General features: G+C 69.1%; 12 protein-coding genes. 6 read left to right on the top strand and 6 right to left on the bottom strand.

Going from position 1 to position 16,681, the window contains the following annotated elements:
- Nucleotides 1-316: 316 nt before the first annotated feature.
- Complete coding sequence (locus DI269_RS28700; RefSeq protein WP_112138443.1) at nucleotides 317-1,774, bottom strand: RICIN domain-containing protein; 1,458 nt, start codon at nucleotides 1,772-1,774, stop codon at nucleotides 317-319.
- 453 nt (nucleotides 1,775-2,227) lie between these two features.
- Here DI269_RS28700 and DI269_RS18220 point away from each other — a divergent pair, with 453 nt between their 5' ends.
- Genes DI269_RS18220 through DI269_RS18205 form a run of 4 tightly spaced genes read left to right on the top strand, consistent with a single transcriptional unit; the run spans nucleotide 2,228 to nucleotide 9,950 of the window.
- The gene (locus tag DI269_RS18220; RefSeq protein WP_112138441.1) at nucleotides 2,228-2,719 is read left to right on the top strand and encodes a GtrA family protein; all 492 of its coding nucleotides are present in this window, start codon (nucleotides 2,228-2,230) and stop codon (nucleotides 2,717-2,719) included.
- 16 nt (nucleotides 2,720-2,735) lie between these two features.
- The gene (locus DI269_RS18215) at nucleotides 2,736-4,994 is read left to right on the top strand and encodes a glycosyltransferase (protein ID WP_112138445.1); all 2,259 of its coding nucleotides are present in this window, start codon (nucleotides 2,736-2,738) and stop codon (nucleotides 4,992-4,994) included.
- Complete coding sequence (locus DI269_RS18210) at nucleotides 4,991-6,430, top strand: glycosyltransferase family 2 protein (protein ID WP_112138439.1); 1,440 nt, start codon at nucleotides 4,991-4,993, stop codon at nucleotides 6,428-6,430. The genes DI269_RS18215 and DI269_RS18210 overlap by 4 nt, the downstream gene beginning before the upstream one ends.
- Nucleotides 6,420-9,950 (top strand): PQQ-dependent sugar dehydrogenase, encoded by a 3,531-nt coding sequence (locus DI269_RS18205; protein WP_112138437.1) that lies wholly within the window; start codon nucleotides 6,420-6,422, stop codon nucleotides 9,948-9,950. The genes DI269_RS18210 and DI269_RS18205 overlap by 11 nt, the downstream gene beginning before the upstream one ends.
- A gap of 79 nt (nucleotides 9,951-10,029) precedes the next feature.
- Here the strand turns inward: DI269_RS18205 and DI269_RS18200 are convergent, their stop codons facing one another.
- The 4 genes from DI269_RS18200 to DI269_RS18185 are packed head-to-tail and all read right to left on the bottom strand — an operon-like array spanning nucleotide 10,030 to nucleotide 14,270.
- Nucleotides 10,030-10,929, bottom strand: coding sequence for a carbohydrate ABC transporter permease (locus tag DI269_RS18200; protein WP_112138435.1), 900 nt, complete (start codon nucleotides 10,927-10,929; stop codon nucleotides 10,030-10,032).
- Between the two features lie 8 nt (nucleotides 10,930-10,937).
- Complete coding sequence (locus tag DI269_RS18195) at nucleotides 10,938-11,861, bottom strand: carbohydrate ABC transporter permease (RefSeq protein ID WP_112138433.1); 924 nt, start codon at nucleotides 11,859-11,861, stop codon at nucleotides 10,938-10,940.
- Nucleotides 11,862-11,888: 27 nt separating this feature from the next.
- The gene (ngcE, locus tag DI269_RS18190) at nucleotides 11,889-13,286 is read right to left on the bottom strand and encodes an N-acetylglucosamine/diacetylchitobiose ABC transporter substrate-binding protein (protein WP_112138431.1); all 1,398 of its coding nucleotides are present in this window, start codon (nucleotides 13,284-13,286) and stop codon (nucleotides 11,889-11,891) included.
- Between the two features lie 51 nt (nucleotides 13,287-13,337).
- Nucleotides 13,338-14,270 (bottom strand): MurR/RpiR family transcriptional regulator, encoded by a 933-nt coding sequence (locus DI269_RS18185; protein ID WP_112138429.1) that lies wholly within the window; start codon nucleotides 14,268-14,270, stop codon nucleotides 13,338-13,340.
- Nucleotides 14,271-14,408: 138 nt separating this feature from the next.
- On the opposite strand from DI269_RS18185, the gene DI269_RS18180 reads away from it, so the two are divergent.
- Nucleotides 14,409-15,362, top strand: coding sequence for an N-acetylglucosamine kinase (locus tag DI269_RS18180; protein ID WP_112138428.1), 954 nt, complete (start codon nucleotides 14,409-14,411; stop codon nucleotides 15,360-15,362).
- Nucleotides 15,363-15,423: 61 nt separating this feature from the next.
- Complete coding sequence (locus DI269_RS18175; protein ID WP_112138426.1) at nucleotides 15,424-16,137, top strand: hypothetical protein; 714 nt, start codon at nucleotides 15,424-15,426, stop codon at nucleotides 16,135-16,137.
- 10 nt (nucleotides 16,138-16,147) lie between these two features.
- Here the strand turns inward: DI269_RS18175 and DI269_RS18170 are convergent.
- A partial coding sequence (locus DI269_RS18170; RefSeq protein WP_115509859.1) for an N-acetylmuramic acid 6-phosphate etherase occupies nucleotides 16,148-16,681 on the bottom strand: 534 nt, incomplete at its 5' end.

The raw sequence follows: 16,681 nt of genomic DNA, 5'->3' as shown, positions 1-16,681 counted from the left end.
GCCCTCGCGTCCACCGCGGCCGCCGCGACCGCCGCGGCGGTCGCCGCCGCCGTCCCGGCCGCCACCGGCGGCTTGCTGTTGATCAGCCACGAGACTGATTCCTTTCGTTCGCTAAAACGCCAGCCCAGATGAGCTGACTCGCATGAGTTGTCCGGATTCAGGACCCGGAGAGGCTGCGCCGAAGCGCAACCTCTCGATTATGCCTGGTCAAGGGACATGCGGCGAACGGCGGGGTCGGGCTGAGGCCGGGAACACACGCGGCGGGCCGCCGCCCGCGGTCGAGCGTCGCGGACGGCGGCCTTATATATGCGGCGTTCTAGAGGGCGGTCACGTCCCATTGCTGGTTCGCGGCCCCGGTGCAGGTCTGCTGCACGATGGCGGCGCTGTCGGCGGTCGAGGACCCGGCGACCGCGACGCACATGCCGGAGTGCTGGGCGACGATCAGGTAGTTGCCGTTGGACGTGGCCCTGAGCGAGAAGCGCTGGTTGCCTCCGGCCCAGCAGCCCCACTGGCCGACGGCGGCGCCGCTGGCGGTGGACTGGTTCAGGACGTCCCAGCACTTGCCGGTCGCGGTGTTGGCGATGGAGCCGACCTTGGACCCGGGGTAGACGGGGTCGAAGGTGAAGGCCTGGGGCGCGCCGGCCCAGCAGCCGTACTGGATGAGGGTCGTGCCGTCGGTGCCCGATCCGCCGGGGACGTCGATGCACCTGCCGGAGTTCGCGTTGACGAACTTCGTGGAGTACGGGCTGCCGTCCTCGGTGCCGACGACCCCTTGGACCGTGCCCGCGGCGGCGTCGATGTTCAGGGTCGAGTACCAGGTGAGGGACATGCTGGTGCTGCTGGGGAACGCGATGGGGAGCCAGACGTACTCGCTGTCCATGGGCTTGCCGCCCCACTGGGGTCCCCAGCGGTCACCCATGTAGAGGTAGCTGGTGCCGGAGCTGCCGCTGACGGTGGTGACGAAGGTCGGCTGGGAGCCGTAGGTGGTGGAGTTGCCGGCGTTGGACCAGCCGGACCAGGCGCCCTCGGGGAAGTTCGTGGTGGTGGCGTACTGGGTCTGGTTGGCGTTCCAGCCGGTGGCGCCGGAGGTGACGAGGAAGTAGACCCCGTTGCGGACGAAGACCGCCGGGGCTTCGCGGTGGTAGCCGTCGAAGACGTAGACGAGCTCGTCGATGGCGAGGTAGTCGTCGGTGAGGCGGTAGACGTTGAGGTCGTAGTTCACGTCGGCGGCGGAGATGAGGTATCCGGTGCCGTCGGTGTCGACGAACAGCGTCATGTCGCGGGAGTCGTACCCGGCGGGGCGGAACGACCCCTGGTAGTCGTAGTCGCCGTCGATGGTGTCCGAGACCGCCACGGCCACTTCGGCGTCGCCGTAGTCGACGCCGTTCTCCTTGTGGGCCCACAGGACGTACTTGTCGGTCGCGGCGTTGTAGACGACCTTGGGCCGCTCGATGTTCGACGGCGAGAGCTCGGGGTCGGACTCGGCGCTGAGGATGTCGTTCTCGAACGTCCAGTTCACGAGGTCGGTCGAGGAGTACATGCTGACCTGGTCGAAGAGGTAGTCGTTGCGCTGCTCGCCGACGAGGTAGTAGGTGTTCCCCTCCTTGAGCATGCCGCCGCCGTGGGCGTGCATGAGGTTCCCGGAGGTGTCGGTGATGGTCTGCCCGTTGTCGAACGCCATGACCGCGGCCTGGGCCGGCGCGGGGGCGCCGAGGCCGAGGAGCGCGGTGGCGAGGGCGGTCGCCGCCGCGAGCGCGGCCGGCTTTGAGGACATCGTCGTCTCCTTCGCTTGGGCCCATGGGGAAGGGCCTGATCGATCAATTTCGATATTTACACAGATTCCCTTCCTTGTAAAGACCCTTCGTCTAACGGGTTTAGTAACATATTCTTTCGCTTTACAGGCGAACCCGATAAAGCTACTCGCCAGTCATCCCCCGTTCGGGCAATTCTCAAAAGTCAACTAGCCGACAGTTTTCGAGGAAATGTAATCGCGACTTGTCCGAATCAATCGGATACGCGTGGGACGTGTGTAATCCCGTAAATACTCAAACTGGACATTTGCCGACCCTCAAGTGACGCACGGTGATCGATGGCCGCTGGCAACGGAACACATGGCCTGCTCAACTGCCTGTAGTGTGGTCTGCACAACCCGAATCGCCGAACGCACGACACTCCATTGAAGAAGAGTCGATGCGCTTATCCGTCGTGCCTTCAGGAGGCTTATCGAATGCGTCGGCTCCGGCCGCAGTTGATGCGGCTCGCCCGATTCTCAGGCGTCGGCCTGACCTGTTTCGCAATTCAAGCCGGGATACTCCTGGCCCTGAAGGGCTCCGGCGCGCCCGGCCCGATCGCCAATGCGGTCGGGTTCCTCGCCTCGGCCCAAGTCAACTTCCTCTTGTCCACCTACTTCACCTGGGCCGACCGCCGGGCGCCGAGCGTCCCGTGGCCCCGGCGCTGGGTGTCCTTCCAGGCCACCGTCGCGGTGAGCCTGGCCTGCAACACGGGCGTGTACGCCCTCGTCTCCGGCTTCCTGCCGCCCGTCGCCGCCGCCGCGGCCGGGGTGTGCGCCGGGGCCCTCCTCACCTACCTCGCGAGCGACCACCTCGTCTTCCGCCGCCGCAAGGCGGAGCAGACCGACCACTTTGGAGATTCAATTGACGATCATCGCCGACCAGCCGCAGCATTCCCGGGTCCGAACGGCGGCGCCGCCGCCGACTGACGGCGTGGCCGTGGTCATGCCCGCCTTCCGTGAGGAGGCGAACGTCGCCGCGACCGTGCAGGACTTCCTGTCCACGCTCGTGCGCGAAGGAGTCCCCCACGCCGTCGTCGTCGTCGACGACGGCAGCGACGACCGCACCGGCGCGATCATCGACCGCCTCGCCGCCGCCCACCCCGGACGGGTGATCGCGGTCCACCACGAGCGCAACCAGGGCTACGGCGCCGCCGTGCGCACCGGCCTGGAGACCGCCCTGCGGCGCACCGGGTTCCGCGAGATCCTGCTGACCGACGCGGACTGCCAGTTCCGCGCCGAGGACCTGGTCCGGCTGCGCGAGCGCAAGAAGGAGGAGCGCGCTGACGCGGTCATCGGCTACCGCCGCCGGCGCGCCGACCCGTGGCGCCGCCGCCTCAACGCCAAGGTGTGGACCCTGCTGTGCAAGACCCTCCTGCGGGTCCCCGGCCGCGACGTCGACTGCGCGTACAAGCTCATCGACCGCTCGCTCCTCCAGGACCTGCGCCTGTCCGGCGAGGCGGCCGCGATCTCCCCCGAACTCCTGTGCCGCATCTCGGGCGACGGCGCCCGCATCGTCGAGCACCCCGTCGAGCACTACCCCAGGGAGCACGGCGAGCAGACCGGCGCGCGCCTGTCCGTCGTCGTCAAGTCCCTCGTGAGCCTCGCGGTCGTCTACGCCCACATGGTCCGCGACGCCCGCCGCCTCGGCTGGGCGCGGCGCCTCGCCACCCCGAAGGACCCCGGCGCGGCCCTGGTCGCGCTGGCCGCGTGCGCCGTCGCCGTGGTCGCGTACCTCTACTTCGCCGACCACGGGTACCTGCTGGCGTACAAGGACGCCAACTCGCACCTGCTCATCGCCAGACGCGTCGTCGACAGCCCCACCGCCGGGCTCGCCCAGCTCGGCGGCGTCTGGCTGCCGCTGCCGCACCTGCTCGCCGCCCCGCTGTCGCTGTGGGAGGGCCTGTACCTCAACGGGTTCGCCGGGGCGTTCGTCTCCATGGCGTCATACGTCGTGGCCGTCAGGTTCCTGTTCGCGCACGCGCGGTCGCTCTCGGGCCACTGGGCCGGGGGCCTCACCGCCGCAGGGCTGTTCGCGCTCAACCCGAACGTGCTGTACCTCCAGGCCACGGCCATGACCGAGCTGCTGCTGTTCGCGTGCGCGATCGTCGCGATCCACTACCTCCACGAGTGGTGCACCGAAGGGCGCATCAGGGACCTCTCGCTGGCCTCGGGCGCGGTCCTCGCCGCGACCCTGACGCGCTACGAGGGCTGGATCCTCTTCGCCGTCGCCGCCGCGATCGTCGCGTTCACCTCCCTTCGCCGCCACCGCAAGTACTCGCACACCGAGGGCTCCCTCGTCGTGTTCGGGTTCGTCGCCGGCGCCGGGATCCTCGGCTGGATGGCCTGGAACCTCGCGATCTTCGGGAACGCGATGAACTGGAAGTCCGGCGAGTACGCCGACTCCTCCCTGTGGGTCGCCGAAGGCGAGGCGAACGTCGGGTCGCTGCCGACCGCGATGGAGACGTACGGCCTGGCCTCCCTCCACAACCTCGGGATCGCCACGGCCGCATTGGGAATCGCCGGGCTCGTCCTGTACGCGGTCCAGAAGCGGGTCCGGTCGAAGCGGCTGGTGCCCTACGCGATGCTCGTGTTCGCGCCGTTCTTCGTGTGGGCCCTGTACACCGGCGAGCGGCCCCTCCACGTCAAGGAGGTCATGGGCGCGCTCTACAACGTGCGCTTCGGCCTCATCATGCTCATCCCCGCCGCGGTCTTCGCCGGGTACCTCGTCGGAAAGCTGGTGCCCCTCCTCCCCGGCCGGCGCATCGCCGCCGGGACCCTCGCGGGAGCGGCCGTCGTCGGCGCCACCCTCGCCGTCGACGGCGCGGTCACCCTCGACGAGGCCGTCGAGTACCGCGCCAGCGGCTGGGAGGCCGACAACGCCGCCGTCTCCGAGTGGCTGCGCGAAAACCACGACGGCGGCACCACGCTGATGATGTCCTTCGAGAACGAGTCGGTGACCTTCGAGTCGCAGGTGCCCACCGGGTCCCTCGTCTACGAAGGGTCCTACCGGATCTGGGAGCAGGCGCTCGCGGACCCGCACGCCGCGGACATCGAGTGGATCTACATGCGGGCCACGCCCGGCTCCGAGGACGACGTCTGGGAGGCCCTGTGGGGCACCGAGGTCCTCGAAGAGAACTACGAACTCGTCTACGACCAGGGCGACCGGCTCGTCTTCCGCGCCGAGGACGGTGGCACCGAATGAACCCCGACGCCCCGCCCGCCGGGCTCAGCGCCCAGCGGCTCCTCTCGACCGGCCAGACCGCCCTCGCGCTCTCGGTCGTCGGCTTCATCGCCGCCGCCATCGCGATCGACCTGCTCACCGGCTTCGGGCCCAGCCCCTTGCAATGGGCGCAGGGCGGCATGTTCGCCCTCATCCTCCTGTACCTGGCCGTCATCGGCTTCAAACTCGCGATGGTCCTCGGCTCCGGCCGCTCCACTGCGATGCGCTTCGAACCCGGCGCGCTGGAGACGTTCCCGGACTCCGAACTGCCCCGCTACACCGTCCTCGTCCCGCTCTACCGCGAGGCCGCCGTCGTCCCCGGGCTCGTGCGGCGCCTCTCGGCCATGGACTACCCGCAGGAGAAGCTGGAGATCCTGCTGCTCGTCGAGGCCGACGACGGCGAGACGCGGACCGCGCTCGCCGCGCAGCATCTGAACTCCACGTTCAGGACCGTGGTCGTCCCCGACACGCAGCCGAAGACGAAACCGAAGGCGTGCAACGTGGGTCTGGCGCGGGCCACCGGCGAGCTGTGCGTCATCTTCGACGCCGAGGACCGGCCCGACCCCGACCAGCTGCGCAAGGCCGCGCTCGCGTTCCGCATCCTGCCGGACCGGGTCGTGTGCGTGCAGGCCGAGCTCCAGTACTGGAACCCGTGGACGAACTGGCTGACCAGGTGCTTCTCGGCCGAGTACGCCACGAACTTCAGCCTGACGCTGCACGGCATGGACCGGCACCGGCTGGCGATCCCGTTGGGCGGCACGTCGAACCACTTCCGGATCGACGCGCTGCGGGACCTCGGCGGCTGGGACCCGTTCAACGTCACCGAGGACGCCGACCTCGGCATCCGCATCGCCCGGCGCGGCTGGGACGTGCGGATGATCGTCTCGGTCACCGAGGAGGAGGCGAACTCGCGCCTGGGCAACTGGATCCGCCAGCGCAGCCGGTGGATCAAGGGCTACCTCCAGACGTGGCTGGTGCACTCGCGGCAGCCGCTGAAGCTGTGGCGGGAGCTGGGGACGAGGAAGACCCTGGCGATCCACCTGACGCTCGGGTTCTCGACGGTGACGACGCTGATCAACCCGCTGATGTGGCTGATGACGTTGTCGTACTTCGTGTTCGGGCCGGAGTGGATGGAGCCGCTGTTCCCGCCGGTCGTCCTCTACGGGGGCATGTTCGCGATGATCGCGGGCAACGCCCTCATGTGCTACGCGCTCATGCTCGGCTGCCTCAAGCGCGGCCTGTACGCGGCGGTGCGGGCGATGCTGACGGTCCCGTTGTACTGGGGGCTGATGAGCGTGGCGGCGTACAAGGCGTTCGGGCAGCTGCTGCGGCCCAGCAAGCGCCATTTCTGGGAGCTGACGGTCCACGGGCTGGACACGTCGGACGAGGTCGACGAGGAGGTCGTCCATGCTCGGTAAGGGGTTGGGCCGCTTGGCGGCCGGCGCCATCGTGGGCGCCGCGCTGCTGGTGGCGCCGGGGGCGGCAGAGTCGGCGCCCCCGGAGGAGTTCGAGCGGCTGCTCGTCGTGGGCGGCCTGGAGGAGCCGACGTCGTTCCGGTTCACGCCGGACGGCGACATCCTGATCGCGGAGAAGAACGGCGCGATCCAGTTGCTGCACGACGGGGAGCTGCACGACCACCCGCTCATCGAGCTGGCCACGGCCGGGTCCGACGAGCGGGGCCTGCTGGGGATGGAGCTCGACCCGGACTTCGGGACGAACGGCTACGTGTACGTGGGGTACACGGCGGCGGACAACCTGGACCGGTTGAGTCGCTTCACGATGACCGGGCACGAGATCGACCCGGACTCGGAGCTGGTGCTCATCCAGTCGCAGCAGGACGCGAACGTGTTCCACCACTCCGGGAGCATCAAGTTCGGTCCGGACGGGAAGCTGTACTGGACGCTCGGGATGAACACGAACAACCAGAACCCGCCGAACCTGGGGAACGTGCACGGCAAGATGCACCGTGTCAACGCCGACGGGTCGATCCCCGCGGACAACCCGTTCGTCGACACGCCGGGGGCGGAGCCGTCGGTGTGGGCGTACGGGCTGCGGAACTCGTTCCGCTGGGACTTCGTCCCTAGTGGACCGAATGCGGGGAGCATCCTCGCCGGGGACGTGGGCGGCTCGGAGTGGGAGGAGCTCAACCTCATCGAGCGCGGCGCGAACTACGGCTGGCCGCACGTGGAGGGGGTGTGCGACGACTGCCCGTACGCGCAGCCGGTGTACGCGTACCCGCACACGGCGCCGCCCGCGAGCGCGGGCTCGATCTCGTCGGTCGAGGTGTACGAGGGCGGGCTGCTCGGGGAGCAGTACGAGGGCGCGGTGTTCTTCGCGGACTACACGCTCGGGTTCGTGAAGTACCTGGTGATGGACGAGGCGTTCGAGTCGGTGGTGTCGGTGAACGACTTCGACACCGACGCGGGGACGCCGGTGGAGCTCCAGACGGGCCCCGACGGGGCGCTGTACCAGTTGAACATCTATCCCGGTGAGCTGTACCGGATCGCGCCTTCGGGCGGGAACCGGACGCCGATCGCGAAGGCGAGCGCGACCCCTGACAACGGTTACGCGCCTTTGGAGGTGGAGTTCTCGTCGGCGGGGTCGTCGGACCCGGACGGGGACGCGCTGACTTACGCGTGGGACTTCGGGGACGGCGACGTCTCGACCGAGGCGGACCCGGTGCACACGTATACCGAGGACGGGGTCTACCAGGCGGTACTGACCGTGGACGACGGGGACAAGTCGGCGCAGACGCAGGTCGAGGTCCAAGTGGGGAACACCCGGCCCGAAGCGGTGGTGCTGACGCCCGAAGCGGGACTGACCTACGACGGCGGGGACGTGATCGCGTTCACCGGCGCGGCGACCGATCCGGAGGACGGGGCACTGGAGGGAGCGTCGTTGTCGTGGACAGTGCAGTTCCACCACGCCGACCACGTGCACCCGTTCTACGGACCGGCCGAGGGCGCCTCGGGTGAGATCGAGATCCCGCGGGCGCCGCACGGCGGGGACAACACGTTCTACCGGATCGCTCTGACGGCCACCGATTCCGGGGGCCTGACCGATACGACCTATGTGGACGTGCATCCGAACACGGTGGAGGTGTCGATCGATACGGAGCCGGCGGGCCTGGAGTTCACGCTCGACGGGCGGCCGTACGAGGAGACGGTGAAGCGGATGGTCGTGGGCACCGAGTACGTGCTCGGCGCGGAGTCGCCGCAGTATGCGGAGGGTTCGAGGTTCGAGTTCGCGGGCTGGTCGACGGGCGCGGAGCAGCAGCACGTGTTCACGGTCCCGGATGAGGACGTGTCGGTGACGGCCGAGTTCACTGAACTGCCGTATCCGCCGGAACCGTGGGAGTCCACCGACATCGGCGAGCGGACCCAGTTGGGGCTCAGCAGCTTCGACGACGGCGAGTTCACGGTGACGGGGGCGGGCTGGGACATCTGGGACGCCACCGACGAGTTCCATTTCGTGCACCGGCCGCTCGTCGGGGACGGGTCGATCACGGCGCGTCTGACCTCGCAGGAGGCGACGAACCCGTGGGCGAAGGCCGGGATCATGGTCAAGGAGGCGGCCGAGGAGGGCGCGACGTACGCGGCGGTCGCGGTGACCCCCGAGAACGGGGCGCACTTCCAGGCGGACTTCGGGACCGACGGCGGCGGCTTCGCGTACACCGAGGGTGCGGCGTGGCTGCGGTTGACGCGCACGGGCGACGAGTTCACCGCCGAGCTGTCATCTGACGGCGAGGCGTGGACGGTGATCGGTTCGGCCACGGTCCCGATGTCGGCGAACGCGCGGGTGGGGCTGTTCTCGACCGCGCACGACAACACGCAGTTCTCCACGGCGGTCTTCGACTCGGTCGAGGTCGCGGCGGCGGACCCGGGGTTGACGTGCGAGGACGTGGGCGACCCGGCGATCGCGGGCTCGGCGTCGTTCGACCCGAACGGGACGGCGACGCTCACCGCCGCCGGGGACGACATCTGGGGCGACGCGGACCAGTTCCACTACTGCCACCGGACGCTCGAAGGCGACGGCGAGATCATCGCCCGGGTCGTCTCTTTGGAGGACACGAACGACTGGGCCAAGGCCGGGGTGATGGTCAAGACCGCGCCCGTGGAGGGCGCGGACTATGCGGCGGTCATGGCGACCGCGGCCGAGGGCGTGCACTTCCAGACCGGGTTCGACACCGATGTGGACGGACCGGGCACGGCGGCGCCGGTGTGGCTGCGGCTGGTGAGGGAGGGGTCGCAGGTGACCGCGTACCACTCCCTCGACGGCCTGGCGTGGGAGCCGTTCGCGAGCACGACGCTCGCGGGCCCGGCCACGTTCGGGCTCTTCACGACCTCGCACGACGGGAGCGAGGCGGGCACCGCGGTGTTCGACTCGGTCGCGGTCTACGACGCCGCACCAGAGGTGCCGGAGCCGTGGACGTGCGAGGACGTCGGCGAGCCGCGGATGCCCGGCGACGCGGTGTTCTCCGGGGGCACGGTCACGATCGTGGGCGCCGGGGACGACGTCTGGGGGGACGCGGACCAGTTCCACTACTGCCACCAGCCCCTCGAAGGCGACGGGCAGATCACCGCACGGGTGGTGTCGCAGGAGGACACCGACGACTGGGCGAAGGCCGGGGTCATGGTGAAGGCCGCGCCGGAAGAGGGCGCGGAGTACGCGCTGCTGGGGGTGACGCCCGCGAACGGCGTGCATCTCCAGTCCGGGTTCGACACCGACGTCTCCGGGACCGGGGCGGGCGCGCCGATGTGGCTGCGGCTGAGCCGGACCGGTGACACGGTGACGGCCTCGTGGTCGGCCGACGGCGTCGTCTGGTCGGCGTTCGGGACGGTCGACCTGGCGGGCGGGGCGGTGGTCGGCCTGTTCGTCACCTCGCACGACGGCTCCGATCCGGGCGCCGTGGTGTTCGACTCCATCACGGTGGAATAGACGGGCGCCGGGGGCTTGCGGAAACCCCCGGCGCCTCCGCCGCCCGGGACGCGAAGGGGGCGTTCCGGGCGGCGGCTCGCTATTTGATGGCGCCGGCCGTCAGGCCCTCCTGGATCTGCCGCTGGAACAGCACGTACGCGATGAAGATCGGGATCATCGCGAGGACGGTCCCGGCGAACAGGGCCCCGGAGTCGCCCTCGTAGCCCTGGCGCATCGCGAGGTTCGCGAGGCCCTGGGAGATGACGGCGTCGTCGGGGTTGCGGCCCATGAGGACCAGCGGGAGCAGGAACTGGTTCCACTGGCCGATGATGTTGAAGATGGTGATCGCGATCAGGCCCGGCTTCGCCATCGGGAGCATCACCTGGAAGAACAGGCGGTAGTGCCCGGCGCCGTCGACGATCGCGGCCTCGGCGACCCCCGTTGGGAGCGTGCGGAAGAACGCGGTCAGGAAGAACACCGTGAACGGCAGCGAATAGGCGATGTAGACGATGATCAGCCCGGTGTAGGTGTTCAGCAGGCCCACGTTCCCCAGGGTCTTGAACAGCGGGAACAGGGCCAGGAACACCGGGAACATCATGCCGGCGGCGAAGCCGAAGTAGATGATCCGGTTCCCGAAGAACTGGTACCGGGCGAGCACGTAGGCGGCCATGGCGCCCAGGAGCATCGTCCCGGAGACGCTGAAGACCATGACCTGGATCGTGTTCAGGAAGAACGCGCCGATGTGGCCGTTGGTCCACGCGTTCGCGAAGTTCTGCCAGTGCAGCGACTCCGGCAGCGCCAGCGGCGCCGACGCGATCTCGCGGGTGGTCTTGAACGAGCTGAGCACGATCCACACCACGGGCACGATGACCATGAGCGACCACAGCCACAGGAAGCCCTGGGAGAAGAAGTTGAGGACGGTGCCTTCGCGCGGGGCGCCGGAAGCGCGCGCGGCCGGCTTCGCGGAGGTCGCGGGTGTCGCGGGGGTCTCGGTTGCCATGTCGATCCTCAGAACTCGATCTGCTCGCGGCGGCCGAACCGCAGCGACACCACGGCCAGGGAGAGCGCGGCGAAGAACAGGACCACGCCGATCGCCGACGCGAACGCCTGCTCGCCGTGCTTGAACGCGTACTTCCAGATGACGCCCCCGACGACCTCGCTCGCGGTGTCGGGGCCGCCCTGCTCGGGCGTCATCATGTACACCAGGACGAACACGTCCAAGGCCACGATGGAAAGGTAGATCCACGCGGTCTGGACCGAGTCCCACAGCAGCGGCAGCGTGATCTTGAAGAACATCTGGAACCGCCCGGCCCCGTCGATGATCGCCGCCTCGTAGATGTCGCGCGGGATCGACGCCATCGCCGAGGAGAAGAACACCAGGTAGAACCCGACCGCCGACCACACGAGCACGCCGATCACGGCCGCGAGCACGAACCGCTTGTCGGCGAGGAACCCGTTGACCGGGGCCGGGAGCCCCACGGCCCCGAGCGCCCCGGTGATCAGCCCGCCGAAGCCCTCCGGCGCGTACACCTGCTTCCACAGGATGCCGACGATCGCCACCGACAGCACCTGCGGGAAGAAGTAGACGACCTTGTGGAACTTCGACCCCCTCACACCCTCGATGCGGCCCTGGCGGCTGCGGCCGCCGAGGTTGAGCATGAACGCGAAGAACAGGCCCAGCGCGATCGTCACCACCGGCAGCACCACCAGGATGATCCCGGTGTGCCGCAACGCCGGCAGGACGAACCGCTCGTCCTTGAACAGGTTCACGTAGTTGTCGAACCCGATGTAGTCGAAGCTGTTGCTCGACCCCGACCAGTCGGTCAGGGAGATCTGGAAGGCCTGGGCGAACGGCAGGATCACCAGCCAGGCGTAGAGCCCCACCGGCAGCGCCAGGAAGCTCAGGATGAACGGGTACCTGCCGTGCTTCACGTCCCAGGCCCTCCTCTCGTGACGGACCTAGTCCTCGTGGTGGAACTTCTCGATGGTGTCGTCCGCGGCCGTCTCGTCGGCCACCGTCTGCATCCGGTCGATGAACTCCGCCGCCGTCGACTCGCCCGACAGCAGCGAGCCGAGCGCGGGCCGGACCTCCTCGTTCATCTTCGTGTACCAGAACCGGAACTGCGGCTGGAACAGGTCGTCCGGATTGGACACCAGCGCGTCGGTCGCCTGCGCCGCAGGGTTGTCGAGCTCGACGCCCTTGACGATCGTCGCGGCCTGCACGGTGTCCCCGAAGATCTGCGCGCCCTCCTTGGAGAGCATGATCCGCAGGTACTCGTACGCGCCGGACAGGTTGGTCGCGTTCTTGGGCACCACGAACGGCTCGTCGCCGCCCGCGCTGATCAGACCCGGCTGCACCGACCCGTCGAACGGCGGCACGCCCATCGGCATGTACTCGAAGTCCGCCGGCGCGATCGACGCCTGCTCGTTCGGCAGCCACGACCCGCACGGGATGAACGCGGCCTTGCGCTCGTTGAACGCCGTCTGCGACTGGATGTGGTCGATACCGGGCGTGCCTTCGAGGATGTAGCCCTCGGTGTAGAGCGCGGCCAGCGCCTCGGCGGCCTTGACGACCGACTCGTGGCGCCACGCGTCGGGCTCCAGGTGGTCGATGTTCTTCAGGACGTCCACGCCGCCGTGCTTGCCCGCGAGGATGAGCAGCAGGTCGTACAGGTACACCGGGTGCTGCCCGGCGTACGTCCACGGCGCGATCCCGGCCTCGACGATCTGGGGGCAGAGCGCGACCATCTCCTCCCACGTGGTCGGCGGGGTCCAGCCCTGGTCGCGGAACAGCTTGGCGTCGTACCAGACCGTCCACGCCGAGAACACGTAGTTCAGGGCGTACACCTCGCCGTTGAACGTGCCGGAGGTCAGCACGCCCTCGCGCAGGGTGTCGCGGACGGTGACCTCGGGGTCGTCGTACGAGGGCGCGTCGAGCAGCGGCGTCAGCTCGGCGAGCTCGCCGTCGGAGACGAGCGAGTCCATCGGGATCTGCTGCGCGCCGGAGTTGTCGAGCACGTCGGCGGGCTTGCCCTCGGCGAAGCGCGGCTGCTGGGTCTCGGCGATCGCCTGCGTGGCGAGGTGCGTGATGACCGCGTCCGGGAACGCCCGGTTGTAGATCTCCTGGTGGGCCACGGCGTACTCGTTGCCGAAGCCGCCGTCGAAGATGACGACGTCCAGCGGCGCCGACCCGTCGACGTCGAACGGGTTCTCCGCGTCGTCGCCGACGGTCACGTCGTCGACTTCGTCGTCGCTGCCGCTGGTGGCGCACGCGGCCAGGGACGAGGCCGCGAGTCCGGCGGCGGTGGCCCCGAAGAGGTTGCGGCGGTTGAATATCGGTTGGTTCGAGTTCCTCATGGGTTTCGCTCCTGAGTTGGGGGTAGAGGATGAGAACGATCGGTCGGGCGGTCAGCCGGCGCCGTTCCGCGGCCGCGGCGTCGGGCGGTGGCCGACCACCGCTCGCGCGCGGGATTCGAGAGCCTCGGAGGCTTCGGGGAACCGCCGCTGCGCGACGGCTATGTGGACGAGGTCGGCCACCAGGAGCTGGGAGTGCCTGGCGGCCAGCAGGTCCGCGCGATGGCCGGTCTGGCGGGAGGCCGAGACGAGCGTGACGTCGGCGATCTCGGCGATGGGCGAGTCGGCGAAGGCGGTCAGGGCCACGGTGAGCGCGCCGCGGCTGCCGGCCTCGGAGAGCATCTCGACGATCTCCACGGTGGTGCCGGACATCGAGGCGGCGATCGCGACGTCGCCGTCGGCGAGGATCGCGGCGCTGGCGAGGGCGTCGTGGACCTCGGTCCAGACCCAGGCGGGGACGCCGGTGCGGTAGAAGCCCATGTGGAGTTCGCGGGCGACCAGGGCGCTGGAGCCGACGCCGTAGACGTCGACGCGGCGGGCGGCGGCGACGCTCGCGGCGACGCGCTCGACGGCGGCGAGGTCGAGGAGGTCCATGGTGTCGCGGAGCATCGCGGCGTCGATCGTGATGAGCTGCTTGAGAACTCGGTCGAGCGGGTCGTCCGGTCCGATCTCGCGGCCGATGTTGACGTCCCAGCCGGTCTCGTGCCTGGCCGAGGCCCTGCCGGTCTCGGTGGCGATGGCGACCCGGAGGGCCGCGTAACCGTCGTATCCGAGGTGACGGCAGAATCGTGTGATGGTTCCTGGGGAGGTGCCCGAGAGCTCGGCGAGATCCATGATCGTCGCCCGGGCCGCGGCTTCGGGGTCGGCCAGGACTTGGCCGGCCACTTTGGACATCGCTTCGGAGAGATCGCTGGCGCCCGTTCGGATTCGTTCGAGCACGCCGGTCTCGACGGGGGCGGTGGGCGCATCTGTCCGGGTTCGGTCCATGGGCGACCCTTTCGGGAGGAGGATTCAAGAAAAACTATTACCTATGCCACACTCGTGTCAAGTTCATGAGAATTATTTTTACTGGTTTGCACCTAGAGCGGATACTGCTGGTAGCGGGAGAAGCGAGGACCCTCGAATATGCATGCAAGACTCGCCGTCGGCCTAGACGCCGGCGGAACCAGCAGCCGCGCCGTCCTCATCGACGAGAGCGGAGCGGTGCTGGGCACCGGTGCGTCCGGACCGGCCAACCCGGTCGGCGGCGACCGGGAGATCGCGCTGTCCAACATGGCCCTGGCGTTCCAGCGGGCCCTCGGCGGCATCGACCCGGCCGAGGTCGGCTCGGTGTGCGTGGGCACGGCCGGAGCGCTGTCGCTGACCGAGGAGGTGCGGGAGCTCTCCGCTGACCTCAAGCGGCGCTTCGCGACCAACTGCGAGGTGGAGGTCGTCTCGGACGCGGTGATCGCGTTCGCGGCCGGTTCCTCGGCCTCGGACGGGACGGTCATCGTCTCGGGCACCGGCGCGGTGGCGTTCGCGATCCGCGACCGCACGCCGGCGCTGCGCTCGGACGGCTACGGCTGGCTGTTCGGCGACGCGGGCTCCGGTTTCTGGCTCGGCCGCGAGGCGGTCCGGGCCGCACTGCGGCACATCGACGGCAACGGCCCCGGCGGCCGGCTCGTCGAGGCCATCATCGCCGCGATCGCACCTGAGAAGCGGCGTTCGGGCGCCCTGGTCGCCAAGTGCATGGCCGACCCCCCGGTCCGCCTGTCGCGCTTCGCGGCCCTGGTGTGCGAGGCCGCCGACGGCGGCGACGCGGTCGCCGAGTCGATCGTGGCGCGGGCCGTGGGCCACCTGGCCGAATCGGTCTCGTACGTCGTCGACCGCGAACTGCCGATCGTCATGGCCGGCAGCCTCCTGACCCGCCCCACCCCCATCGGCGCGCTCCTCCAGGAGCGCTTCCGGCTGGTCTACCCCAAGGCCGGCATCAGCAAGGCCACCGACCCCGCGATCGGCGCGGCATGGATGGCCGTCTGCGCCTTCGTCACCGACCCCGCCGAACGAGCCCGCCTCCACCGCCAGCTCGCCTGGCGCTGACTTCACCCCTCTATTCAGCCGATTTACCCCATCTATCAGCATGTGATGCTAGTCTCATTTTATGGCCTTCCGCCCGGATTACGACGAGATCGAGTACCGGGAGACGGGGTCGGACAGCAAGCCCGGACGCCAGACCCTGTGGAGCAAGTGCCGACGCCTTTTGCGAAAGAGTCAGGACGCGCTCTTCAGCCGGGTGGGCTTCCCGCTTGCAATCGGCGTCGCCGCACTCGCGCTCGGGATCCTGCTCGGCGTAGCCGCCGCTGCGCCGAGCCAATCTCGGCTGGAGAGACTCCAGTACGAGAACGATTCGCTCAGGGACACCACCGAAGAGCTCCGCGACGAAGCCGCGGAGCAGCAGAGCGAGATCGCCGAGCGGGAGAGCGATCTGCGATCGCTCGAAGCGCAGGTCGATCAGTTCGACGAGCGTGAAACCGAACTCGACCAGCGCGAATCGGGCTTGGACGCACGCGAGTCGGACCTCGACGCGCGAGGCGCCGAGCTCGATGAACGAGAGCAGGCGATCACCGAGACCGAGGAAGAGATCGAGGAGAACACGATTCCCGGCGACGGCATCTGGGTGGTCGGCGACGAGATTGAACCTGGAACTTACAAGGCCCAGGGCTCCGGATCAGCCTGCTACTGGGCCAGACTCGGTTCCCTGGACACGTTCGACATCCTGAATAACCACTTCGGATCAGCTGAGGTCACGGTGCAGATCCAAAGCGGCGACATCGCGTTCGAGACATCCGGTTGCGGGAGTTGGATCAAGCAGTGACTCGAACGCCCTACCCCGGCAGTCCCGCGAGTGCCCCCGACAGCCGCCCATCCGCCAGCGCCAGCCGAGCTTCGGCCGCACCGGCATCAACACCGAGTTCGAGCATCACCACCGCCGTCTTCACCCGGTTGCCCGAGGCCGCCAAGGCGGCCTCGGCCTCCTCCGGGCCGGCGCCGGTGATCTCGCGGATCATGCGGACCGCCCGCGCGGCGAGCTTCTGGTTCGCGACCTTCATGTCCACCATGTAGTTCCGGTAGACCTTCCCGAGGCGCACCATGCTGATCGTCGAGACCATGTTGAGCACGAACTTCTGCGCCGTCCCCGACTTCAGCCGCGTCGACCCGGCCACCACCTCGGGCCCGACCTCGACCTCGATGCGGTGCTCGGCCGCCTGCGACAGGACCGTGCCGGTGTTGCACGACAGCCCCACGGTCAGCGCCCCGCGCCGCCGCGCCTCGCGCACGGCCGCGACCACGAACGGCGTGCGGCCGCTCGCGGCCAGGCCCACGACCGCGTCGGCCGGGCCGATCCCGTCGGCCGCGAT

This window comes from Glycomyces dulcitolivorans (assembly GCF_003265355.1).
GTDB classification, from domain to species: Bacteria; Actinomycetota; Actinomycetes; order Mycobacteriales; family Micromonosporaceae; genus Glycomyces; species Glycomyces dulcitolivorans.
Note: the sequence above shows the minus strand (reverse complement) of the source record. Positions and strands in the feature narration are given on the sequence as shown.